The following is a 24,303-nucleotide window of genomic DNA, read 5'->3' on the forward strand; positions in this document are numbered from 1 at the left end:
TTGTGTGCCCTCATTTTAGCGAAAATATGACTCAAATTATCTCTGAATCTCAGTCCAATTTAATCTCGCAAGCAATTGAGCAACTACGCTCTTTTTCTCAGGTTAATCTTCAGTCTACTTGGTTATACCGAGAATCTGACCAGATGATTACTGATGTTACAGCTGCTAATTTATCTGATTGGCAACCTGTAGAGTTGAACGCTAAAGAACATATTGCTTGGACAGGGGGGAAAAAAGTCCTATGGCTAGCGCAAAAATTGGTGGTTCCCCAAGATATACAGGGTTATCCTTTAGCTGGGTTATCTTTGCGGCTGGCGTTAGCTTGGTGGTCCGATGCTGTCCAGATTTATGTGAATGGGGAGTTAGCGCTGGAGGGTGATTTATTTGATTCTTCACCAAGAGTGCTTTTGAGTCGCAAGGTGACGCCAGGGGAAGAATTTATTGTTGCATTGCGGTTAGTGAGTCCCGGACATTGTGATGGCGCTTTAGTGCGATCGCTCCTTATATATGAGTCTAATGATGATGATAATCCCGATCCGGGTTTTGTGGCTGATGAATTGGCTGTTTTGCAACTTTATTTGCAAAAATTTGCACCAGAAAAGTTGGGTGTTTTGGTGGAGGCGGTAGAAGAGGTAACGAACCGCCAAGGCGCCAAGGACGCAGAGAGGGAAGAGTTAGTTAGGTTATTACGTCAACATCTAATTCAATCTGACATCTTAGCCCCCCTTTTGAAGGGGGGTTGGGGGGATCTAAAATCCAAAATCCATTTATTGGGTCACGCTCATCTAGATTTAGCATGGTTGTGGCCTGTGAGTGAAACTTGGAATGCAGCACAAAACACCTTTGAATCGGTTTTGAAGTTGCAAGCAGATTTTCCAGAGTTAATTTTTTGTCATTCGACTCCGGCGCTTTATGCTTGGATTGAAGAACATCGCCCGGATTTATTTAGGGCAATTCAAGCACAAGTAGCAGCTGGAAAGTGGGAAGTTATCGGTGCAACTTGGGTAGAACCAGAACTTAACTTGATTGCTGGCGAATCGATTGTCCGTCAGCTATTGTATGGTCAGCGATACATACAAGAAAAATTTGGCAAGCTTTCGCCTGCGGTGTGGGTTCCAGACTCTTTTGGTTTTTGTGCAACTTTACCGCAGTTTTTCGCTAATGCTGGAGTTGAGTATTTTGTCACCCAAAAGTTACGCTGGAATGATACTACTAAATTTGATTATGGTGCTTTTTGGTGGCGATCGCCTGATGGTAGCCAAGTCTTTACTTTCATGTCTGCACCCATCGGTGAAGCGATCGACCCAGTTAAAATGGCATCATACGCCCTAGAATGGCAAAGCCAAACGAATTTACCAGAATCTCTCTGGCTTCCCGGTGTCGGCGACCACGGCGGCGGCCCCACCCGCGATATGTTAGAAACCGCCCAACGCTGGCAAAAATCACCTTTCTTCCCGGACATAGAATTTACCACCGGTGAAAAGTATTTACAGCAAATTCAATCAGAATTCAGAACTCAGAATTCAGAAGTCAGAAGTTATGATTCTCCCTCATCCTCCCCATCTCCCCATACTTCGGCTCCGCTCAGTACAAGTCTCCCCATCTCCTCTGCCTCCCCTGCCTCCCCTGCCTCCCCTGCTCCCCCTGCTCCCCACCTCCCCACTTGGAATGACGAACTATACTTAGAATTCCATCGCGGCTGTTACACTACTCACGCAGACCAAAAACGTTGGAATCGTCGTTGTGAAACTTTGTTGTATGAAGCTGAACTATTTGCAACTTTGGCAAACATCAGTTGTGGTGTGACGTATCCCAAAGCCGAAATTGAAGCAGCTTGGAAACAGGTATTATTTCAACAGTTTCATGATATTTTACCTGGTTCTTCCATTACCCAAGTTTATCAAGATGCTTTGCCGGAATGGCAACAAGTCGAACAAACGGGAACGAAGATATTACAAGAATCATTGCAGGCGATCGCATCTCACATTACCCTACCACAACCAACGCAACCCAATAGTTTACCTATTTTCATTTTCAATTCTCTCAATTGGCAGCGTTCTGAGGTTGTTTCCATCACCTTACCCGCACCAGCAACAACTACCCAGCAATGGCAGATTTACGATGCTTCCGGGAAACTGCTTGTCTCCCAATCATCTCAACCATCAACCCTAGTATTTTTTGCCCCCGACATCCCACCCGTAGGCTACCGCCTCTTTTGGCTTTCCCCCTCATCCCCTACATTGCAGGAAGCTAAAGCTACATCCCCAGAATGGGTTTTGGAAAATGAATTCCTCCGAGTTGTCGTGAACCCTGAAACAGGAGATTTATCAAGTGTTTTTGATAAAACTTATCAACGGGAAGTTTTGAGTGGTGCGGGGAATCAACTGCAAGCTTTCAAAGACAGCGGTCAATATTGGGATGCTTGGAATATAGACCCCAATTACGCCCAGCATCCCTTACCCCCAACCAATCTTCAATCTATTGAATGGGTAGAACAAGGCGCCCTACAAAATCGTTTGCGGGTAGTGCGTCAATTGGGCGAATCAGAATTTTGCCAAGATTATATTCTGCAAACTGGTTCGCCCGTGCTGAAAATTTCCTCTAGGGTTAACTGGCAAGAAAATCAAGTATTGGTAAAAGCTGCTTTTCCTTTCAACATTGAAGCAGACTTCGCTACCTACGAAATTCCCTGTAGCGCAATTCGCCGTCCAACTAAACCCAAAACACCCGCAGAACAAGCAAAATGGGAAGTCCCAGCCTTGCGTTGGGCTGATTTAACAGGCGAAACAAATCAAGGTTTATACGGGATCAGTTTGCTAAATGATTGTAAATATGGTTACGACGCTAAACCGAATCAATTACGCTTAACACTGCTACGTAGCCCCAATTGGCCAGACCCTGAAGCTGACCGAGGTTTGCATGAATTCACTTACGCCTTGTATCCTCATGCTAATACTTGGGAATCAGCCCATACAGTACAGCGTGGCTATGAATTGAATACACCTCTACAAGCAATAATCAACCCAGTCACCAGTCCCCAATCCCCAGTCCCTAATCCCGACAGAGCAAGCTTTTTAAATTTATCATCTGAAAATCTGATTTTGATGGCTTTGAAGCCAGCAGAAGATGACCCACAGCAGTTGATTCTGCGGTGTTATGAATGTCACGGAGAAACAGTCGAGTTATCTTTGCAAACCGATCTAGGAATAAGTCTCGGAAATAGGGTAGATTTATTAGAGCGTTCTAGCGATCGTGCTCCTGAATTCTCATCTGAGCAACAAATCTTGACGATACAGCCTTGGAAAATCGTCAGTTTCAAGGTCAATCCCAATAAGTAATTCTAGACCCCAACAAATCATTACTCTAGAGTTGAGAGTCCAGAGTTGTTAACCTTTGACTCTTGACTCTTAACTCCTAATTCCTAACTCCTAACTCCTAACTCCCCTAGTCTTCGTGATCTTCAAAAGGATCGCTCAACTGCTTGCTGGGAGGGCCAAAGGAGGTATAAATTCCATAGCCTGTAATGGCAATCAAAACAGCTGCTACAGAAATGCTAAGAACTATTGCGGGTTCCATAATTTTAAGATTGATTATGAGTGCTATTCTTATAGAATATTACAGAAGATTAAAAAAAGCTTGGGCAAGTAATCTTAGGTGAACTATGGCACAAAGGACTAGGTTGGGAGATATCCTGAGACCACTGAACTCTGAGTATGGAAAAGTGGCACCAGGTTGGGGTACTACCCCTGTGATGGCTGTTTTTATGTTGCTGTTTTTTGTGTTTCTGTTGATTATTCTGCAACTTTACAATAAAACAATCTTGGTTCAGGATGTAAATGTCGATTGGCGGAGTTTAGGACGCTAATGGATACACAGTTATCTAGTTTGGATAACAAGTGAACTCACACCCGGCTAGTCCGGGTTTTTTTGTCAGTAGTAATTCAGAATTCAAAAGAAATTTAGGTGTAGGTTCTGCTTTCTCATTACCCATTATGTTGATTACACCTATACAGTGGGAACTCTAAGTAGTGAAGTTAAGGAAAGTTTTCTAGACCCACTACTTATGTTCCATCACGATAGTACAGTGCTGCATCAAACATCATCCCGTGGTTTGCCACGTAGCTTGAGTTCTTGGGAAACTTGGGCTTTTGGGTTGACATCGCATCTTGGTTGGACATCAGTAGTGCCGGCTGTTCATGCCGCTTTGGGAACACAAGCTATTTTTGTTTGGGTTCCTGGTGTAATTGTTGGGATGTTACTGAATTATCAGATAAAGCATTTAGGTAGAAGTTTATTTGATGTCGCTGGAGGCACTCCTAACTATACAACTAGGCTGTGGCAGGGCTACCCAATAATTGCCCGCTACGCAGCAATAGGATATCTTTTGGGTTGGCTTTCTTTTCTCTCTATTAATGCTATTGTCCTGACAGATATTATTAAAGTAAATCTTGAAGTATTAAATATTAACTTTCCAGACGTAATTCTCAAGATTAGCTTTATATTATTACCCTTTATCGTTGCCTTCAGCGGTACACGTGCATTAAGCATTCTACACTTATTTTTTGCTATTCCTGCCTGTGTCTTGCTATTTACTTTTTGTCTACAAGGTGTAGGATTTTTAGCTTTTTCTGGTGATAGTCCTGGCTTTTTTCCTAGTAGTTGGTCATCTTTAAGTTTTGTTGATTGGGCAAAATGGTTTTATTTTACTAGCTATGTAACCTACAGTTGTGAAACTGCCTCATCCTTTGTTGCTGATAGTTGTGAACCTCATAAAACTTTAAGGTTTCTAGATATTGCTGCTTGGTTAATGTTGCCTGTGTTTGTGGGTGGTTCTTGGACGATCGCGCGTTTAGCAACAGCCCCAGATTTAGGGGATAATAGTTTTTTAAACTTTGTTGCAGCTTCTACACCATTTTGGGGAAATTTTGCTCCAGCCATCGCCACTTTTTTACTAGCTGGTTCTTGTTTATTAGGTTCAGCCACAACAGTTTCTAATTGCCCGCGGATTATTTATCAGTTAGCTGTAGATAAACATTTTGCACCAGTATTTTCTGTAGTTTCATCTCGTGGAGTATTTGGGCCATCTCTCGCCCTGAGCCTGATTTTAGGACTAATATATTTTATTTTGGGAAATGTACCTCACATCGTTGCAGCTGCGAATGCTGGTTGGTTTATATCGTTTATACTTATGCATTTAGGTCTATGGCAACAACGAGATAAGTTTAATGTACTACTTCCAAAATTGACTTTAGGTATCTTTTTGCTAGAGATAATAATCTTCTTAGCGGCAAGCTATGCTTGGGGCTGGCAAGATTCCCTTATCGGATTATTAGCCCCGTTTTTTGTATTAGCTATTGATGGGTTAATACGCTGCGTTCCTATTGCTATTTTTCGTCCTCACTGGTGGTTAAAAATTTATAGATCGCGGCGCTCAAAGCAATTTAGAGATTCGGTAATGCTACAAATAATTATCTTAATTTTTCTTTTGTGCAGTGCTGTATTAGTTGGTAGCTTATTTGGTTGGTATTTGAATAAAGTTAGAACTACAAATTTTGAAAATTTGGTTGTTGTTTTGCTGATGACTGTAGCATTTGTTGGAGTAGCGATCGCTTGTTGGACAAGTTTACCTCAGGTAGTGGCGATCGCTGAAGCAAGAGAGGCGGCTGAACACCTTTTTCATATTGCTCAAGATGGTATCGTTGTCACAGATGAACAAGGTATAGTCTGGCAGGCAAACCCAGCAATTGAATTTTTTTTTGGTGTCAATCCATTTGCTCTTTTAGGACATCACCTCAATGAATGGTTGCCAGAATTACCTTACTATCCCAAACAATGGACACAGCATAGCGAACACAACATAGCTTATAACTCTAAAATCAAAACTTTAGAAGTTTCTATCTCAGACCGACCACACCAGGATTTTCGAGAATATGTCGTCATTCTCCACGACATCACCAAACGCAAACAAGCAGAAGAAATATTGCGACAATCAGAGGCAAAATTACGAGAAGAGGCCAAACAATTAGCTACTCAACTGGTGCAGAGTGAAAAAATGTCTAGCTTAGGACAGTTAGTAGCAGGAGTAGCACACGAAATTAACAACCCAGTCAACTTTATTTATGGTAACCTCACCCCTGCTAATGAATATATTCAAGATTTACTCAAATTAGTGCTACTTTATCAAAAAAATTATCCCAACCCGGTAGCAGAAATCCAAGAAGAAGCAGAAGGAATTGATATTGATTTTTTACTTACAGATTTGCCCAAATTGCTAACTTCGATGAAAGTTGGAGCGCAGAGAATTAAAGAAATTGTACTATCTCTGCGAAATTTTTCTCGCTTGGATGAGGCAGAAATGAAAGAGGTGAATATCCATGATGGTATTGACAGTACTTTGATGATTCTTGAGCATCGTCTTAAGGATAAAGCTAAATGTCCAGCAATAGCAATTATCAAAGAATATGGCAAAATCCCATTAGTCGAATGCTACGCCGGACAACTGAATCAAGTATTTATGAATGTTTTCGCAAATGCTATTGATGCTTTAGAAGAAGCATTTATTAATGGGCAAAATATTAATACTCCTCAAATCCGTATCAAAACTGAATTGATAGATAATAAACACGCAATCGTTCGCATTGCTGATAATGGCCCTGGTATGCCAGAAACTGTGCAAAAGCAATTATTCGATCCTTTTTTCACTACTAAACCCATTGGTAAAGGAACTGGTTTAGGTTTATCAATTAGTTATCAGATTATTACACAAAAACATCAAGGGAAATTGTATTTTATTTCTTTACTAAATCAAGGAACAGAATTTGTAATTGAAATTCCCCTGCGTCAATGCGTTACTACTGTTGATATGAGATGACAGTTAAAATTCAATTTTGGATTTTAGATTTTGCCAAAAACTTAGAGCGTCGGCTTCCGGCGTTCCCCGGAGGGGTTGCCGCAGGCATCTAAACTTTTCAAGCTGCCGTAATCGTTTTTCAAATTTGTTTGAGAAGGGAATTCAAACCCCTCGTATTTATAGAGCGACCAAATTAAAAATTTAGTCGGGGTTTTAAACCCTTGTTCTTTACCCTGAGGCAATGCTACGCGTAGCTTGCTCGTATTGTAGGGGTACGGTCGCGCTCCAGGTCACAAGTCAGAATCCCATAAAAGCCAACTGAGCCTCCTGGAGCCTTTCTTCGATAAAGCCAGCACTAGAAGCATTAACAGATATCAACCATCACTCGCTCGTGAGGCGATCGCTTTCTATAATAGGCAATTATTGAGTAGACTACATAAATATGTGAGTCTATATTGTGGTTTTAGAATTTATCGGAGATAAAAAATGAATATATTTGGTATCGGTCTGCCAGAAATGGCTGTAATTATGGTAGTGGCGCTGTTAATCTTTGGCCCAAAGAAGTTACCAGAGATTGGCCGCAGTGTAGGCAAAACAATTCGCAGTTTTCAAGAAGCTTCTAAGGAGTTTCAAAGCGAGTTTCAAAAAGAAGCCGAACAATTAGAAGAAGCTGTGAAAACTACCGCTGAATTGGAACCTAAGCAAATCGAGCCTGCTAAATCACAGCACGATACTGCTAATTCTTCACAAGTTGGCTAGAAAAACATACCAATTTTGCATTGGGCATTGGGCATTGGGCATTGGGCAGAAGAGGCGGAGGGGCAGAGGGGCAGAGGAGAAAGAACTTGTACAACAACTCTCCCCTGCTCCCCTGCTCCCGTGCCCCATGCCCCATGCCCCATGCCCCTAAAATTGATTAACTGTAGCAAAATGACAGAAGCTGTTACACAACCAGCTTTGGTGATTCCCCAGCTGATTGTCGGGTTGGGGAATCCAGAAAGCAAATATCACCAAACACGCCATAATATTGGCTTTGCTGCTGTGGAAGCTCTTTGTAGTGCTTGGCGCATTACCCTAGCGGAAAATCGCAAGTTTCAAGCAGAGTATGGCGAGGGTACGGCACCAGGTGGAGGTAAAATTCGCTTGCTCAAGCCCTTGACTTATATGAATCGCTCAGGACAAGCCATACAAGCTGCGACCAGTTGGTATAAATTACCGCCTGAGTCGGTGTTGATAATTTATGACGATATGGATTTACCTTTGGGTAAGACTCGTCTGCGCTTGTCTGGTTCTGCTGGGGGGCATAATGGAATGAAAAGTGCGATCGCACATCTTAACACTCAAAATTTTCCCCGTTTGCGAATCGGTATTGGTAAACCCAAAAATGCAGCGAGTAATGATGATTCAGATACTATCTCCCATGTACTAGGGCGATTTTCTGCTAGCGAAAATCAGCTGATGTCTCTTGTACTTCAGTTCGTAGTTGAGTGTGTAGAGCTAAGCCTGAAGCAGGGAGTAGAAAAAGCGATGAATATTTGTAATAGCCGTACCATTAATCATTCTGAGTCTTAAAATTCGACAAGAGTGTTTACCTGTGTCCCCTTGTCCCCTATACGGCGCTTATCTTGGTTGATGGGCAGCGATTTTAGCTTGCTCCATCCAACCAATATAAAGCTCCTATACACTCTGTGCATAGGTAAATTGACTCATCGACACCCTAACAAAGGGGTGCGTCATATCTTGCTTAATTTTTGTAAGAATAATGGCGATGTCTACGAAGGGCTATGCCTACGAGCCGTTGCCTGTTGTAGGTTATTACCTCAAGCAACGTCAGTACCAAAGCAAATAAGTTTATTTAAAACGTCTTTTGCGTCTAGCTGCCACTGCCTTACGTTTGCGTTTTTCTAACGGTGTTTCAAAGTGCCGATGATATTTTACGTCAGCTAATATGCCAGCTTTGGAAACCTGGCGTTTAAATCGACGTAAAGCTGAATCTATTCCTTCGTTCTCTCCTAGAACAACCTGAGTCATTCTTGCCTTGTCCTCATAATCAATAGTTTCCATTGTAATAGTAGCCTCAACCTTAGTAAAACCCCCCCGAATAAAGCCACGATTAGGAGGCTATTGGTCTGGTTGAGATCGGTTATGTGTACTTTACACTTGCTTAAATCAGCATTTAGCTACAAGTTTAATCGAACTACCTTAATACACTCTCAGGGGCAGTAGAGAACTATAGAAAAATTATAGCCGTTCCCGATCGCATGAAATACAGAAATTTGTCAGCAGGCCAACCTTGGTTGGCACCCCTATCTTTCACCTCACAAAAGCCAGAAACGCTATATTATGTTAAATTTTTTTGACAGTACTTTTTTATAAGCTCAGAATTCACGAGTCTGGATCTTTAATCTAGAATGCTCGAAAAATCTAGCCTACCATAAATTATTTATTTTTATTAAATTGTTAAGCTTGGGTGTTGAAGTGTTATTAATTTTGCATTTTGACTTGTGAATTCTCAATTCTGGCTTCTGACTTTAAAAGTTAATTCTGCCCTGATTGAATAATTTATATCCCACCGTTAATGCAGTGAAGGCAACCAATAAATTCCATAAGCTAGTCGATCTAAAAATTATTCCACCGCTCAAAAAAACTAGTACTATACCAACACCTAACAAAATCCATCCCAAATTGCTAGCCTCTCTGTGAAAAAAGACTAGTGTAAAAGCACCTGCCATGATTGCTAAAACTGAGGCTGTAGCAGGTAAGCTACGGGAAAAAGAATAGTAACCTGTGACAAATATGATGTTTTGAGTAAAAAAATATAAGCCTGTAAAAAGCAATATTAAACCTATAACTTTGATCGACAGCCTGCCCATAGTATTTGTATATTATTTTTATGTGGCTGAACCTAATTTTATTCCGAATTATACTGGAATTTTTAAATTAGTACTATAAATCACGTAAAATTATTTTAAATTTAATTAAGTAAATGTACGTAAACAATCTGGTCTGTATGGAGGTGTAGGTGTAAGTAAAGCTGATTACAGAAAGTACTTCTTGCCAGGGTGCGATCGAGGTGCTTTAATAGCGATCGCATTCTGCAAAAGTTTCCTACATACAAGACGCCCAGCGAATCGATATCAGACATTGCTGCTGGTGTTGATAAAATTACAGACTCAAAACATTTAACTCAAAGGTATGACAAGCTAGTAGCATATCCTTGATACTAGATTCTCCCAAACAGCTAAATAGGAGCGTATATGGAGCCAATCATTGCTATAGTCTTAGCCCTTATAGGCTATGCCTTAGGTTCTGCCAAACTGATTAATCAAGGTAATGAAGCTTTAGTGGAACGGCTAGGACGGTATCATCGAAAACTTAAGCCAGGGCTAAACTTTATTGTTCCCTTGGTGGATCAAATTGTTATGGAAGATACCACGCGAGAGCAATATATCGACATCAAACCCCAGAATGTAATTACCAAAGATAATATTTACGTAGAAGTAGACGCAATTGTATACTGGCGGATTATAGATATTGAGAAAAGCTTTTACGCTATTGAAGATCTTCAAGGAGCATTGGTGCAGCTGGCCACAACTACGTTGCGGGAAATTATTGCTCAAAACACCCTTGAGCAAACCAATGTTTCTAGAGCGGAAATGGACAGAGCTATTCTAAATCAGTTGAATGAAATTACAGCAGATTGGGGAGTACAAATTCTGCGCTTAGATCTTCAAAGAATTACTTTACCTGAGAGTGTACGTAAATCTAGGGAAGATGAGCAAGCTGCTGAAATCCGAAAACGGGCATTAATTACCGAAGCGGAAGGACAAAAAGAAGCCGCCATTCGCAAAGCAGAAGGAACTATGACTTCAGTTGAAATCATTGCTCAAGCCTTACGTTCTAATCCAGAAAGTAAGGAAATTCTGCGCTATCTCGTGGCTCAAGATTACGTCAAGGCTAGTCAGCAACTCGGCGAGAGCAATAATGCCAAAATTGTTTTTGTCGATCCAGCTAACTCAACTGAGATGTTTCAGGAGTTAATTGCTGAGTCAGTAAATAACGAAGATCGCCCCAAAAAATCAGAAAACGGGACTACTTAAGATTTACGCTGTGCGGTTTGTCGGAATATTGCATCAGCTACCAGGGAAACATCGCGCATTTCTTGGACATCGTGAACCCGCAGGATATCAGCCCCATTCACGATCGCAGCACAACAAGCTGCTGCGGTTCCCCAAACTCGTGCTTTGGGATCTGGTCGATTGAGAATCTTACCAATAAAGCTTTTACGAGATGCTCCTACTAGGATAGGACAATTGAGTGCCCTGAGCGATCGCAATCGCTGAAAAATTTCTAAATTTTGCTCATAATTCTTTGCAAAACCAATACCAGGATCGATAATCACTTTATTTAAATCGATGCCCACAGCAGTTGCAGCGGCGATTTGTTTTTCCAAAAAACTAAAAATCTCTGCCATCAAATCCTGATAATCAGTCATCTGTTGCATGGTTTGTGGCGTTCCTCGGATGTGCATTAAAATAATCGGCACGCCTAAATTGGCGACGGTTGGCAACATTTCCCAATCAAAGCTACCGCCAGAAATATCATTAATCATATCTGCCCCAGCCTCTACAGATGCCCTGGCTACAGCAGCACGGGTGGTATCTACAGAAATGGGTACTGAAATTTTTGGTCTGAGTACCTCTAACACCGATAGCACCCGGTCAACTTCCTCTTCGAGAGTTATTTGTTTTGCTCCTGGTCGAGTTGATTGACCGCCCACATCGATAATGTCAGCACCAGCAGCCACCAATGCTTGCGCCTGGACTAAAGCCCTTGAGGTCGTGTTAAACTCGCCCCCATCGCTAAAGCTATCAGGCGTTACATTCAAAATGCCCATCAAATAAGTCCGCTGTCCCCACTCGAAACAGCGTTCTCGAATTATCAAGTTACTTGGCATAAAAAGAAGTCACCAAATAAGGCGATCGCATTGATAGCAGATGCGATCGCTTTTTATTATTGCTATGCTCTACCTATTCGTTTAAGCAATTCGGCTTCAAATTCTTCATCTGTTGTGCAAAGCACACCGGGGCGAGCGCTTAGTCTGTCCATGTATTTGTGAAAAGCAGCTGTGTCCTGTGGATGAGTTCTCACATACGCTAGCAACTCTTTATCTGACATCTGGTCAAAATCAGGCTGGGTCATTTGATGAATACCTCCCCGTTTGGAAATATTTCTACTTCGATTGTCTCCCCAATCAACACGAAAAGTCTTCTGTTTCGCTCGTCTAAACGAACTACATTGATTGACTGCATTAAATTACTTGCTGCTACGCATCTTCGATATAACGCTTTTAACTGCTCTACCGTTGGCTCCAATTAATCCCCTCCTTTCCAGTCAACATCTGTTTATTGGTGCGGTCGGTTGTTTGCCTCCTTGCAGAGCAGGGGAATGAGAATAAGGCAATACCGTTCAGTTAAGTAAGGAAATTAATCTGTTAAGGCACGCAGGGGAGGCAGGGGAAGCAGGGGGAGAAAAAACCTTAACTGAACTGTATTGCGATAAAAGGCACATCAGACTGACTTATAATTGACAATCCGAGCGAAACTCTCAGCTTCGAGACTTGCTCCTCCTACTAAAACGCCATCAATTTCTGGTTGAGCCATGATTTCATCAATATTATTTGGCTTGACTGAGCCACCATATTGAATTGATACATTTGGATTGCTCAATTGGCTGCGAATTAAACCAATTATTCGATTAGCTTCTACAGCTTCACAAGTATCACCAGTGCCAATTGCCCAAATTGGTTCATAGGCGATAACCAAATTTTCTTGATCTATATCTACCAAGCCTTTGTCGAGTTGGAGACTAATCAGTGATTCTGTTTCTCCCTTATCTCGTTGTTCTTTGGTTTCGCCAACACAGAGAATTGGGGTCAAACCAAACCTTTGAGCTGTTCGCAGGCGCAGATTTACGGTGGCGTCCGTTTCGCCAAAGTATTGGCGTCGTTCGCTATGACCGACAATCACAAAGCGTGCGCCAATTTCTGTCAGCATAGGGGCAGAAATTTCACCCGTGTAGGCTCCATATTCTTCCCAATGAACATTTTGCGCCCCCAGTTGTACGCGACTACCATGTAAATTCCTAGACAAAACGCTGAGATTAGTGAAAGGAGGGCACAATAGTATTTCACGTTCTTCAGGCGTTTCCTGTAGGTAGGGCAGAAATCCTTGTAAAAACTCTTCGGATTCTGCCTGGGTTTTGTACATTTTCCAGTTACCGGCAATAACTATTTTCCGCACGGGTAATTTCGTCAAGATCCTAACGCTACTAGATGCATTTTTCACTCTACTACTTTTTCGTACACTCCTCGTCGCTTAAGGACTGAAACTAGCTCTTTGCATAGCCTCGTCAGGTATAGCCCAACAACTACAATAAATTTAAAATCCTCAGCAAGAGTTAACTCAAATGGGTAAGCTAGTACTGCCAAATCTTCAGGGTAAGCAGATGGGACAAGTACAAGTAATAGTTACCCTCACTGTCACAAATCGAATCGATCGAGTTCTGGCTGAGCAAGGCTTTATTTCTTTGCAGGAAGTACGCTCTTGTACGCTCGACGATGTTTTAGTTGATACAGGTGCAACATTACTGTGTTTACCTGCTAGCGTTATTAGTCAACTAGGTTTAGTTCAAGGTGGAGAAGCTCAGGTAGAAACTGCGGCTGGAGTGGAGCAAGGGCGAATTTTTCGAGATGTTGAATTAAGTATTGGAGAAAGGCAAGGAACTTTTGATTGTTTGGAACTTACAGAAGTACCATATCCGCTATTAGGTATGAGGCCAATGGAAGTTTTAGGCTTAGAACCAGACCTTAAAAATCGAAAATTGCGGGTTTTGCCGATGAATTCTGAGCAGACATATCTAAGCTTATTGTAGCTGAAGCGTAAGCTTCTAGAAAAACTGCTGGCGCAACTGGAGGCATTAACGGGTGTTGAGTAAGTTTACGGTATAGGTGCAGGAGAAGGATGTTTCCCTGCATAATAAACAACAACTTTCAACTGTTGAGCATCAGGAACATAAAATACTCTGTCCCCTTTTGTCACTTCGTATTCCCATGCCCCCTTGTAGAGTTTGCCCTTCAAAGGGAAAACACGCCCTGGCTGTCGAGTGGTTGGTGCAGTACATAAATCCTCATAACAGCGAAGAGTGTTTTCTGGATGACGCTGCATTAAGGCTTCCCAATCACGATTCACCCGACGATTTTTAGCTACCACCAGCCAAGTGCTTTCCATCTCAAATAATTCAGGAGCCGTCAATTTAACATTTGGCGGCTCTACATTCTCTACTATGGGATTTTCTTCTTGATTATCTGACATACTCTCTCACACACCACAAGAAGCAGATGGTAAGGTTAACGGGACTTCATCAGTTTCAGCACTAAAAGCTGCTGCCAGTTCTGGGCTAGAGATGGCAATTGCACTTTCATGCCATTCATGGATGAGCGCGTCAATCATCTCCCATGCTGTAGTTGAGGAATCTATTAATCTAAAAGCCTCACTTAGTTCCTTAATAAACTCTTCCAGATCGTCCGTGTCAAACACGCTTAACCATCCATAAGGGTGTTCAACACCGATTTCTTTACCTAGTAACAGAGAAAAAGCTACGGTTAATGCTTCAAAAACCGCTTTACTTTGAGTTGCTGCCTTGACGAGAGAAGTTACTTCCTCCCGACGCAACAAGGCAAAAGACTGGTCATTACGAGTAATTGTCACTGGATGTTCTAAAGCTTTGTCTAGAACTCGTCCAGGCTGCCGATTTAACTCAGTGGCAGTAATTAGCTCATCTGAGTAAATATTGCCAAAATTGCCTATAGCCATAGGTTATGCTTTTTCAGCCAAGCCGATTTAATAAATTTATCTGTGACTACGTATAATTGTACGTACTATTGCTCAGGAATCAATAGGGATTAGAACTTGCTTGTGCTGAAACTATTTCTGTCAAAAGATTAAACCTACATAACTATGACAAGACTCGAATTAAAAAATCATCAAATTTGGCAAGATTTAACATTCTTCAATGCTTAAGATAAGTTGGATTTCAGTCATTTAATATTCCCTTCAAAGGATAGGAATACGTTATGGGTGTTGATGGTTTTTGGTGGTTTTACAAAGTCGAAAAGCCACATTTCTCCATTATTCAATCAAAATTTACTCAAGCTGCTTCCGATGCACCCAGCCTTCCAGAAGTTCCATCACTTGCACCTCGACAACAAGCTCCTCCGGTGACGCAGGAATATATCAATTCCGTACTTGAGGGGGTGCTTGCAGGTCGATATTTGAGTTCAGCAATGTATCACAAACCTTTTGAATCCATTGCTTATCAAATTGTGAAAGATGAGTTTCCACTGTCACTTGACAGTTGCGTTGGAATGGTAATGCAATCGCGTACACTACCAACTGCTATCCTTTTGATAGGAATAGGTAGTGACAGATTTTCACAACTTCCTGGTTGCCTTGGAAATATGTTGATTCATCCAGATGAGATTGAGCAAACACTAGCATCTGTTTCACAAATCCTTACTGTTGATTGGGAATCTTATTTTAAAAGGGCGAAGTTGATTCTTGACTATGCTGGTTTTGATGATGACGCAGCCAGGGATGTTTTGGAAGTTCTCCAAGCCCTTCCTAGAGCTTTGCAAGAGGTAAAATCTCAAGGAGCAGGTCTTCTTGCAATCACATCTCTTGGTTGTCCTTGACAACATTAAATAATTCGCTTGGAGTGTCAGGTTCAACTGCATTAAGAAAAAAGTAAGCCAGGAATTTTTCTCATTTCTCAAAGTGCTTTATTTATAAAAGTTTGAGATAGCTTCGACTGCCCACTTTTCTTGTGCGGTCGCGGCTACTACAGAGGAAGACCTGTGTTCAACTACACCCCTTATTTTTTCTTTGACAGTCGGCTATTTAGTCTAAACTCCAGTAGCTGAGCTAATACAGCAAAAGGCAGCTATGCTGGAGGCAGGAGGTAAAACTCTTACTGTTTCTAGCATTCACGGTTTCAAAATGTCCTAACCTATGTGGCTACGCCTATACAATAGAAATAGCAGTCAATAGGTCTGACTTTTTGAGGATGAATTAGCAGTCAAAGACAGCCTTTTAATGAAAAAGCTTTTATTTATTTGTAGCCAAAATAGGTTGCGAAGTCCTACCGCTGAAGCTGTGTTTGCTGAATATGAAGGGTTAGAAACGGACTCCGCAGGTTTAGATCGCTACGCCCAAGTACCAGTTTCAACAGAGGCGATCGCCTGGGCTGATATTATCTTTGTTATGGAAAAGTCGCATAAAAACAAGCTATCAAAAAATTTTCAGCACTGCCTTAAAGATAAAAAGATTATATGTTTAGATATACCGGATGCATATGAGTATATGGAACCAGCTTTAATTGAGTTGTTAAAACAAAAGGTGCTACCTTTATTAAAAATTAAACTTTAATTCATGCATCAAAAGTATTGAATAAATAAAGCAAATATATATTATTTGTTAACAATCTGATTTTTTGGGTTATTCTACCACCCAGTAATTAAAAATTACCAGTTAACAGTTACCAATATTCCCTGATAACTGTTGACTGTTTACAGTTTTAATATGGTAATCTTTAATTTTTATTTCAATATAGACATAGTAATCTTATGTTACTACCTCATTTCAGGAGTTTGTTGCAGGATTAATAAGGTATTATATACCTCCTTTTTTAAGTTAGTGTTATTTTGCAGTTCTATAGTAATTTTGTTGAAGCGATCGATGCTTAGACCATTATCTTCGACAATTTTTTGAGAACGAGTACAGTAATTTACTGCAATATCTTGAGCTTTTCTGGGAAGACCATTGATGCTGTTAGAATCATTACAAACAATCTTCGGAATTTCTCCACTGCCAATAAGTTTTTTAATTTCTTCAAATGCGTTTTGACGCGCTGGTTCCATTGCTAGCACAGCTTGGGCATAGCTTTTAATTTCTGTATTGTTTACTGGTGGAGTTTGGCCGTAAGCTTTTGAACTTGATGAAAAACCGTTGGAAATCAAACCTACAGTGGCTACAAAACCGAATAAGAATGATTGGGAAAGGATTCGCTTTCGGTTAGATTGAGAAAAGAAATGAGAAATTTTCTTCATATTGTGTGTAATACAGAACTACATGAGGGATCTTATAACAACTTTGAATTATTTTCGGAGTAGGAAGTTCCAGTAACTGCCCAATATATCAACCTTTTATATTTATTGTGAACTTGCTCGGCATATTTGACAAAGTTCAATTACTTTAGTTTGGAGTGCTGACATTTCTGATGCTCCTTGTTTCAGGCTCACTTCTAATTCCAGTAGTAGGGGTAAGCAAGAGATTAACTGCTCTAAAGAAAGGAGCCTAATTTCTTGCTGTAGGAAGTAGATGCGCTTGGGGTTACCGATATCAGCAGCTTGAGCGATCGCTTGTTGATTTCGCTCGCCACTTTCCATCATAATCTTTACCCATAGCCAAGTGCGAAATTGTCCAATTAATGTAGCAACTATCCGTAATCCTGGTTCGGCAGCATTGATGAGATCGGCTAACGTAATCAAAGCTTTTGCGGTATCTCCTGTTCTAATTGCTGCTGCTAATTGTAAACTATTTTGGGTAGTATTTCTTACTAACTTACTGACAATATCTACGTCTAAAGGTTTGTTGCTACCTTGGGCATATAGACGCAGTTTTTCCATTTCATTGTAAAGAAGGCGTGTATCATTTCCTACAGATTCAGCCAACAACTCAGCAGTTTTGGCAGTCAGTTTTACCCCCAGAGTTTGAGCAGCTTGGTTAACAGATTGCACCAACAATTCTGTTTTCCAAGGGGGAATAAGTGGAAATTCTTTAAACTCGGTAGCAAATTGTTTTAATAATTTCGTAGACTTGAGGCGTTCATCGGGTTTGTTACGGTTGGTGAGTAATAAAAAAGAATTTTCCGGAATCACTGGAAGCGATCGCCCTAATTCTGCCAACACATTCTCTGGACAGTGCTGGCAAACACTGGTGTTAATCAGCCAAACCAAGCGCCCACCAGCACCAAAAGTTGGCGTCATCGCCTGATTTAACGCCTGGATGACAGCATCATCTCCATCTGGTGGAAATGCAGTGTAGTTAAAACTAATCCATTGGGGATCGAGGACGCGATCGCGCAGCACAACGATCGCTTTTTCCATCGCAAAATCATCCTCACCCCAGTAAACGTAGATTGGCATAGATTAATCTCCTAATGGGCATAGGGCATAGGGCATTGAGAGTAGAGGATGAGTCCTTGATACTCGTGAATCCAGTTCGGCTTTCCATGCCCCATGCCCAATGCCCCATACCCAAAAACTAAATACTTTTGAAATCATTCTCTTAATCTGGATAATTTTCCCTAAAATCTATCAAGTGAGAGCTTGAGGCTATGAAGATTGGACGACAACTATCAAACTTACTTAAATCGGTTGGCACGGTTGACGTTACCGGAAGCCCACAGATCCCAAGCCCAGCATATCCAGGAATCTTCTAAATTTCAGGCAAACTCTGGGACTAGAGAAGCAGTTTCCTTTCCTGGCTATACGTTAATTACGCCGCCTGCTGAAGAAGAATCAGAAAACTCTGCTTTCTATGGCAAATTACAGATTTACCAACAGGAACTTTTGCAGTTACCTGTAAACCCTGATTTGATTGTGCCCATACCTCCTGCTAGCTTCCATCTGACTTTAGCGGACTTAATTTGGGACAATGCCTTTGTTGATGCCCGCGAACAAAATCCCCAATTCGATCGAGAGTTACACTCTTGTGTAGCAGAAATCTTTCAGCAATATCAACAATCGATGACAAACAGGAATCATCCTATCAAATGGGAAATGCTGGGATTGATACTGATGCCAAGAGCTATAGCTGTTTGTTTAGTACCTAAGGATGAACGCTCCTATGATGAAATTATTCAATTTCGCCGAACAATTTATCAAAACCCGAAGTTAATAGCTTTGGGTATTGAGCAGCACTATCACCTTACAGCACATATTACATTAGCGTATTTTGGCGAAGTTCCATCTGATTTAGACCGTACAAACTTCAGTACGCTCCTTTCTCAGTTGAATCAAAAATGGTTGTCGAATTTGCCAGAATTTTTGATTAATCGCGTCGAGTTGCGTAAGTTCGACGACATGACACGCTATTATCGCGAACCAGACTGGCCAGTTTTAGCTTTTTGACCTGAAAATTGGGCATTGTACTTGCAATACTATTTTTAAAAACACACGTTAAAATTAACGTACGTTAATTTTAACGTGTATTTTTGAGGGTACATATATGGTCGTGCTGTTAAGATTGAGGGCAAATCCAGGGGGACAAATCTCGCCGGATGAGGTTATTGGACGAGATAAACTAATTGAGCAGTTTTGGGAAATTTTGGAACGACAGAGCTTGATGCTGAATGCTGAACGAAGGATGGGTAAAACTTGCGTGATTAAAAAAATGCAAGCAGAAGCACCAGAAGACAAGTTGCCCATATACCATGACTTAGAAGAGGTGCGATCGCCTTTGCAGTTTGTGGAGAGAGTGTTGCAAGATGTAGAAGAGTATTTAAGCGGGTTAAAACGAACAGCAAGGCGGACGCGTCAGTTATTAACGCAGTTGAGTGGTACAGAATTTATGGGTGTCAAGTTGCCCGAAGTTGCTGCTGCTCATTGGAAAAGACTGCTAACTGAAACTATTGCAGATTTAGTTGAGAATCAAAACCGCAAAGTCATTCTATTTTGGGATGAAGTGCCGTATATGCTGGTTAATATCGGCGGTAATGCGGCGATGGAAGTTTTGGATACATTGCGTTCCATCCGTCAGATGTACCCAGATGTCAGAATGGTGTTTACTGGTTCAATTGGCTTGCATCATGTGATTGCTTCGTTGAAAAAAGAAGGATATACCAACGAGCCAACAAATGATATGTACGCAGTCGATATACCGCCGCTTTCTCAAGCTGATGCCACTGATTTAGCATCTAGAATACTTCAAGGTGAAAATATCCTGACAAATGATTTAAGGGGAACTGCTACTGCAATAGCTCAGGCAATGGATGGTATTCCCTTTTACATTCACCACTTGATTGCCAAACTAAAAATGCGTGGTGGGGTTGTGAATGCAACAACTATTACTGAAACTATTGAAGATTGTCTCAGAGATCCACTTAATCTTTGGAAAATGGATCACTATCGGGAGCGAATTGATAATTACTACAATGACGAGCAACGTACCTATGCTCTGAGTCTACTGGATATTTTAGCTTCTACAGATCAGCCTTTGTTGTTTGATGGATTGTTTAATCGTCTTCAGCAAGAGCCAGCAACACAAAACAAAGAAACAGCACGGACTGTATTAAGACTTTTAGAACGAGATTATTATATTCTTCGGCATAGCAATGGATTTAGTTTTCGTTATTCGCTGATTCAACTTTACTGGAAATTATTGAGAGGTTAAGAAGATGAAAAATACCTTACTCTCTCGCTTTACCCCCAGTTTGATGGCTCCAGAAACTTTAGAAGCTATTTTTGTTCAGCGCCATCAGTTGGCAGATTATTTAGTTGAAGTGATCCGCGAAAGTGCGCTGACAGCAAATAAACATTTTCGCTTATTGGTTGGGATGCGCGGTATAGGCAAGAGCCATATGATAGCACTGATTTATCACCGTGTCTCCAAGATGGATGACTTGCAAGATAAATTACTCATCGCATGGCTTAGAGAGGAAGAGTGGGGCGTTACATCTTTTCTAGAGTTGCTGTTAAGAATATTTCGATCGCTACAAGAAGAATACCCAGCAGAATATAATGAGAAGTTAAATCAACAAGTTAAAGCACTTTATCAGCTATCTCCTGAAGAAGCTGAACATCAGGCAGCAGTATTGCTCAGGGTCTTTGTGGAAAAACGCACGTTATTGCTGTTAATTGAAAACCTAGATGATGTGTTTAATGCTTTAGGTGAAATTGGACAAAAGCAACTTCGGGCGTATATTCAAAATTATTCATTTTTGACAATTCTAGCAACAACACAAAGTTTATTTGATGGAGTTAGAAAAAAAGACGATCCATTCTATAATTTTTTTCATCCTCACCTATTAGAAGATTTAAAGCTAAATGAGGCGATAAATTTATTGAGGCATATTGCTAAATTAGAAGGGGATAGCGAGTTAGAATATTTTATTCAAACTTCAACAGGACAGGAGCGCATCCAAGCAGTTCATCATTTAGCTGGGGGCAACCCCCGCGTCTATGTTATTTTCTCCCGGTTCCTCAGTCGCAAGTCGCTGGATGAATTGGTAGAAGCATTCATGCAGATGCTAGATGATTTAACACCTTACTATCAACAGCGAATGGCGTGCCTTTCCCAACAGCAGCGAAAAATTATTGAGTTTCTATCTGACCGCCGCCATGCTGTTACTGTCAAAGAAATTGCCCAATACTGTTTTATTACCCATCAAACTGCATCTAGTCAACTTAGGGATTTGAAAGAGAAGGGTTACGTTCGTTCTGAAGCAATCGGGCGTGAATCATTTTACGAACTGCGGGAGTCGCTAATGCGCTTTTGTATGGAGGTGAAGAAGCAGCGAGGCCAGCCGATACGATTATTTGTAGATTTTTTGCGGTTGTGGTACACGCAGATAGAGTTACAGCAGCGATTAGAGTTGCTTTCGCTCGATAGCTCTATAGAAAAAGACTATGTGCTGTATGCACTAAAGTTAGTTGAAGAGGAAATAGAAGATCCACGCGTGGCAGCTTGTCTAGAAGAATACAAAAGCTGTATCAAAAAAGACGATCTTATCCGTGCTTTACAACCTTTGAACAAACTAGTCAAGATTCGTGGAAAAGTAGAGGATTGGTTCAGACAAGGCTACTGCCTTGCCCGTTGTGGATATCTGGATGAAGCATTAATTTCTTGTGACAAGGCAATTAAAATTGATCCAAAAAATTCGATGGCTTGGGGCATTAAAGGTAGAGTACTGGAATATCTGAATCGTTACGATGAAGCATTAAAATCTTTCAAGAAAGCAGTTGAACTCGATCCGAATAACTCATTAGCTTTGGAAGATCAAGGGATAACTATGATGAGGCTTAGACAGTACGATCAAGCATTGATATCTTTTGACAAAGTAATTGAATTAGAGCCAAGTCATGCACCGATTTGGACTCTTAGAGGTATAGTACTGTCTGCTATTGAACATTGCGATCGGGCACTAATATCTTTAAATAAAGCAGTTGAGCTTGATGCAAGTGATAGTCTTGCCTGGAACGTTCGCGGTAGAATACTCATTCAGAGCGAACAATATGATGAAGCATTGGCATCTTTTAATAAAGCGATTGAGTTGAATCCCAATGATACACAGATATCAAGCAGACAAGTTGCATTGCTACTAATGATGCAGCATTGGGAAGAAGCAGCCATATCTCTAAAAAGAGCTGTTTTATTAGATCCAAAGATTGGTTTATTTTGGCAGGAAGCAAATAAAGATAAAGTGATTATTTACTTGTGGCAAAAGCCAGAGAAAACAGTCGAAGAAGTAAGTTCAAAACTTATTCAAGGCAAGATTGATATTACTGTGCAATGGAAGGTAAAGGATTTTGAAAATTTATTATCTAGGTATTTTAAAGAAGACAAATCAGACGTAGAAAAATCAAACATAGTAGCGAAATATCTACGTAGTTTGCTTAAAAGAACATCTGATGCTGAAACATGGTATTTACAAATTTCAAATTTGCTAAAGCTATACGATGAACAACAAAAAGATACATCTTCATTAAAAATAGGACTTGTACGCTGTATCGATACATTTAAATCACCTGTGTTTAGTAATGCTACAGCACAGGCGTGGCGAGATACGTGGGAGAAGCTGGTAGGCAAGCGAGATGAGTTCCAACTTCCACTGCGACTTCTTGATACAGCCGTCCGATACCGCGATCGGCAAGATCGGCGTATCTTGCTGGAACTTCCGATTGAGGAGCGTGAGTTATTGAAACCTTTACTAGGAGTAGATGTTGAGCATAAAGAGTGAACTTACAGCAGATTGCTCTCAAAGTGAGGTACAGATAATTGTAGGGACACAACTTGTGCCCCTACCCACATACTTGATTTATCTGAAATATGTTGTATTTGTTGAGTTTCACATTCACTGGGTGTATATCGAAGCTAGCGAGCGATCGCCAAATTAACTGCGGCGATCGCACTCGGCAATGCGGTATTGTATTATCACCTAACTTATTTAGCAGAATAATTCCGTCTCAATTTCTGAAAAATCCAGGCTAGACATTGCACTTTTGAGAAAAATCCTTTCGCAATCAGGAATAGAAGGCTGGGATGAGACAACCCGAAAGTCAAAAAAGTATTACCTATACACGCGTTATCCACCTAAGTCATGTCATTGACTTGGATATTCCTCAATGGCCTGGCGATCCCCCAGTAGAATTTGAAACTGTGGCTGAATCGAACAACGATGGCTATTACCTGCGGCGTTTTTCTTTGGGGGAACATAGCGCCACCCATATCAATGCTCCTAATAGTTTTTATAGTCATAGTATCGGAATTGACCAATACCCAGCGCAGTCTTTAGTTGTACCTGCGGTAGTTATAGATATTCGTGAAGCTGTGAAAGCTAATTTTGATTATGCATTGACCATTGCTGATATTCTGGCTTGGGAACAACAATACGGTGAAATTCCTGCCGGGTGCGTAGTTATATTGAATACTGGTTGGCAAAAGAAGTGGTTTGATAAAAATGCATTCCTCAATCAGGATGCTCAAGGAATCAGCCACTTTCCAGGGTTTGGCAGTGATGCCGCCCGATTTTTACTCGATCGACGGCACATTGCTGGAGTAGGAATTGATACTCATGGTGTAGATCCAGGACCCGATACCAGCTTCGCTACAAACCGCTTGGTGTTAGAACAATCGCGCATTGTGCTAGAGAATCTCACCAATTTAGATCAACTGCCACCTAATGGTACTACTCTAGCGATCGGAATTCTCAGGTTGCGTGGTGGTTCTGGTTGTCCTGTGGGGGTTTTGGCATTTGTACCTTAAGGGAAAGAATTCAGGAGTCAGAACTCAGAATTCACAAGTCAGAACTGAGAAGTCAGAATTTAGAATTGAGTCCGGCTGGCTAACGAATATTGGTTTACAACAGTTTTCATGTTTTGAAATCGCAATCTAATTTCCTCCTTTACACCTTTGCGCTTAAGAAAGCGGGAACCTCTAAAGGCGAATGCATGACATAAAAACCTAACTCGTGAATCCTGGATTCAGAATTCTGAATTTTGACTCCTGAGTTCTGACTCCTGAATTCTGAATTCTGATTCCTGACTTGACGATAACGTAGAAAGCAAGCAAACTTAGTACCAAAATCCACTGAATTATCAGTCGGAGGTCTTTGTG

The 24,303-nt window shown here is 41.0% G+C and carries 24 protein-coding genes; 13 read left to right on the forward strand and 11 right to left on the reverse strand.

Going from position 1 to position 24,303, the window contains the following annotated elements; translation table 11 throughout:
- Positions 1-26 precede the first annotated feature (26 nt).
- Complete coding sequence (locus NSTC745_RS14755) at positions 27-3,338, forward strand: alpha-mannosidase (RefSeq protein WP_445637800.1); 3,312 nt, start codon at positions 27-29, stop codon at positions 3,336-3,338.
- Between the two features lie 106 nt (positions 3,339-3,444).
- Here the strand turns inward: NSTC745_RS14755 and psbN are convergent, their stop codons facing one another.
- Entirely contained in the window at positions 3,445-3,576 is a 132-nt protein-coding gene (psbN, locus tag NSTC745_RS14760) for a photosystem II reaction center protein PsbN (RefSeq protein WP_096540744.1), read from the reverse strand.
- A gap of 85 nt (positions 3,577-3,661) precedes the next feature.
- Between psbN and psbH the strand changes: the two genes are divergently transcribed.
- The 4 genes from psbH (at position 3,662) to pth (ending at position 8,422) form a co-directional block, all read left to right on the forward strand.
- Positions 3,662-3,865 (forward strand): photosystem II reaction center phosphoprotein PsbH, encoded by a 204-nt coding sequence (gene psbH, locus NSTC745_RS14765; RefSeq protein ID WP_096540747.1) that lies wholly within the window; start codon positions 3,662-3,664, stop codon positions 3,863-3,865.
- 198 nt (positions 3,866-4,063) lie between these two features.
- On the forward strand, positions 4,064-6,871 hold the full coding sequence (locus NSTC745_RS14770) for an ATP-binding protein (RefSeq protein ID WP_445637801.1): 2,808 nt from the start codon (positions 4,064-4,066) through the stop codon (positions 6,869-6,871).
- 465 nt (positions 6,872-7,336) lie between these two features.
- On the forward strand, positions 7,337-7,609 hold the full coding sequence (locus NSTC745_RS14775) for a TatA/E family twin arginine-targeting protein translocase (protein WP_096540749.1): 273 nt from the start codon (positions 7,337-7,339) through the stop codon (positions 7,607-7,609).
- A 171-nt stretch (positions 7,610-7,780) separates the two neighbouring features.
- Complete coding sequence (gene pth / locus NSTC745_RS14780) at positions 7,781-8,422, forward strand: aminoacyl-tRNA hydrolase (protein WP_445637802.1); 642 nt, start codon at positions 7,781-7,783, stop codon at positions 8,420-8,422.
- Between the two features lie 279 nt (positions 8,423-8,701).
- Here the strand turns inward: pth and rpsU are convergent, their stop codons facing one another.
- Positions 8,702-8,881 carry a 30S ribosomal protein S21 gene (gene rpsU / locus NSTC745_RS14785; RefSeq protein ID WP_008226419.1) on the reverse strand — a complete coding sequence of 60 codons (180 nt, stop codon included), beginning with the start codon at positions 8,879-8,881 and terminating at the stop codon, positions 8,702-8,704.
- 500 nt (positions 8,882-9,381) lie between these two features.
- Positions 9,382-9,723: a hypothetical protein gene (locus NSTC745_RS14790; RefSeq protein ID WP_445637803.1), complete on the reverse strand. Its 342-nt coding sequence runs from the start codon at positions 9,721-9,723 to the stop codon at positions 9,382-9,384.
- 384 nt (positions 9,724-10,107) lie between these two features.
- Here NSTC745_RS14790 and NSTC745_RS14795 point away from each other — a divergent pair, with 384 nt between their 5' ends.
- Entirely contained in the window at positions 10,108-10,950 is an 843-nt protein-coding gene (locus NSTC745_RS14795) for an SPFH domain-containing protein (RefSeq protein ID WP_096540755.1), read from the forward strand.
- Here the strand turns inward: NSTC745_RS14795 and folP are convergent.
- The 4 genes from folP to tpiA form a co-directional block, all read right to left on the reverse strand.
- Positions 10,947-11,807 (reverse strand): dihydropteroate synthase, encoded by an 861-nt coding sequence (folP, locus tag NSTC745_RS14800; protein ID WP_445637804.1) that lies wholly within the window; start codon positions 11,805-11,807, stop codon positions 10,947-10,949. The two genes, NSTC745_RS14795 and folP, sit on opposite strands and share 4 nt — an antisense overlap.
- A gap of 62 nt (positions 11,808-11,869) precedes the next feature.
- Positions 11,870-12,052: a DUF6887 family protein gene (locus NSTC745_RS14805; RefSeq protein ID WP_445637805.1), complete on the reverse strand. Its 183-nt coding sequence runs from the start codon at positions 12,050-12,052 to the stop codon at positions 11,870-11,872.
- Positions 12,049-12,225 (reverse strand): DUF6888 family protein, encoded by a 177-nt coding sequence (locus NSTC745_RS14810; RefSeq protein ID WP_445637806.1) that lies wholly within the window; start codon positions 12,223-12,225, stop codon positions 12,049-12,051. The genes NSTC745_RS14805 and NSTC745_RS14810 overlap by 4 nt, the downstream gene beginning before the upstream one ends.
- A 195-nt stretch (positions 12,226-12,420) precedes the next feature.
- Positions 12,421-13,152, reverse strand: a complete 732-nt coding sequence (gene tpiA / locus NSTC745_RS14815) for a triose-phosphate isomerase (RefSeq protein ID WP_445637807.1) — start codon at positions 13,150-13,152, stop codon at positions 12,421-12,423.
- A 166-nt stretch (positions 13,153-13,318) separates the two neighbouring features.
- Here tpiA and NSTC745_RS14820 point away from each other — a divergent pair, with 166 nt between their 5' ends.
- Positions 13,319-13,783 (forward strand): aspartyl protease family protein, encoded by a 465-nt coding sequence (locus tag NSTC745_RS14820; protein ID WP_445637808.1) that lies wholly within the window; start codon positions 13,319-13,321, stop codon positions 13,781-13,783.
- 65 nt (positions 13,784-13,848) lie between these two features.
- On the opposite strand, the gene NSTC745_RS14825 is transcribed toward NSTC745_RS14820, so the two are convergent.
- Both NSTC745_RS14825 and NSTC745_RS14830 read right to left on the reverse strand, forming a co-directional pair.
- Positions 13,849-14,223 (reverse strand): hypothetical protein, encoded by a 375-nt coding sequence (locus NSTC745_RS14825; RefSeq protein ID WP_445637809.1) that lies wholly within the window; start codon positions 14,221-14,223, stop codon positions 13,849-13,851.
- A 6-nt stretch (positions 14,224-14,229) separates the two neighbouring features.
- The gene (locus NSTC745_RS14830; RefSeq protein WP_445637810.1) at positions 14,230-14,724 is read right to left on the reverse strand and encodes a hypothetical protein; all 495 of its coding nucleotides are present in this window, start codon (positions 14,722-14,724) and stop codon (positions 14,230-14,232) included.
- A gap of 260 nt (positions 14,725-14,984) precedes the next feature.
- Here NSTC745_RS14830 and NSTC745_RS14835 point away from each other — a divergent pair, with 260 nt between their 5' ends.
- Both NSTC745_RS14835 and NSTC745_RS14840 read left to right on the forward strand, forming a co-directional pair.
- Complete coding sequence (locus NSTC745_RS14835) at positions 14,985-15,602, forward strand: hypothetical protein (RefSeq protein ID WP_445637811.1); 618 nt, start codon at positions 14,985-14,987, stop codon at positions 15,600-15,602.
- A gap of 400 nt (positions 15,603-16,002) precedes the next feature.
- Positions 16,003-16,335 (forward strand): low molecular weight protein tyrosine phosphatase family protein, encoded by a 333-nt coding sequence (locus tag NSTC745_RS14840; protein ID WP_445637812.1) that lies wholly within the window; start codon positions 16,003-16,005, stop codon positions 16,333-16,335.
- A 203-nt stretch (positions 16,336-16,538) separates the two neighbouring features.
- Here NSTC745_RS14840 and NSTC745_RS14845 read toward each other — a convergent pair whose 3' ends face one another.
- Entirely contained in the window at positions 16,539-17,015 is a 477-nt protein-coding gene (locus NSTC745_RS14845) for a DUF4168 domain-containing protein (RefSeq protein WP_445637813.1), read from the reverse strand.
- A 102-nt stretch (positions 17,016-17,117) separates the two neighbouring features.
- A complete protein-coding gene (holA, locus tag NSTC745_RS14850) occupies positions 17,118-18,113 on the reverse strand; it encodes a DNA polymerase III subunit delta (RefSeq protein ID WP_445637814.1) in 996 nt (331 codons plus the stop codon).
- A gap of 198 nt (positions 18,114-18,311) precedes the next feature.
- On the opposite strand from holA, the gene NSTC745_RS14855 reads away from it, so the two are divergent.
- From NSTC745_RS14855 to NSTC745_RS14870, 4 genes are all read left to right on the forward strand, one after another.
- Positions 18,312-19,100 (forward strand): DUF1868 domain-containing protein, encoded by a 789-nt coding sequence (locus NSTC745_RS14855; protein WP_445637815.1) that lies wholly within the window; start codon positions 18,312-18,314, stop codon positions 19,098-19,100.
- Between the two features lie 97 nt (positions 19,101-19,197).
- A complete protein-coding gene (locus tag NSTC745_RS14860) occupies positions 19,198-20,361 on the forward strand; it encodes an ATP-binding protein (RefSeq protein ID WP_445637816.1) in 1,164 nt (387 codons plus the stop codon).
- 4 nt (positions 20,362-20,365) lie between these two features.
- The gene (locus NSTC745_RS14865) at positions 20,366-22,927 is read left to right on the forward strand and encodes a tetratricopeptide repeat protein (protein WP_445637817.1); all 2,562 of its coding nucleotides are present in this window, start codon (positions 20,366-20,368) and stop codon (positions 22,925-22,927) included.
- 302 nt (positions 22,928-23,229) lie between these two features.
- A complete protein-coding gene (locus NSTC745_RS14870; RefSeq protein ID WP_445637818.1) occupies positions 23,230-23,952 on the forward strand; it encodes a cyclase family protein in 723 nt (240 codons plus the stop codon).
- Positions 23,953-24,303: the final 351 nt, after the last annotated feature.

This window comes from Nostoc sp. DSM 114161 (assembly GCF_052692665.1).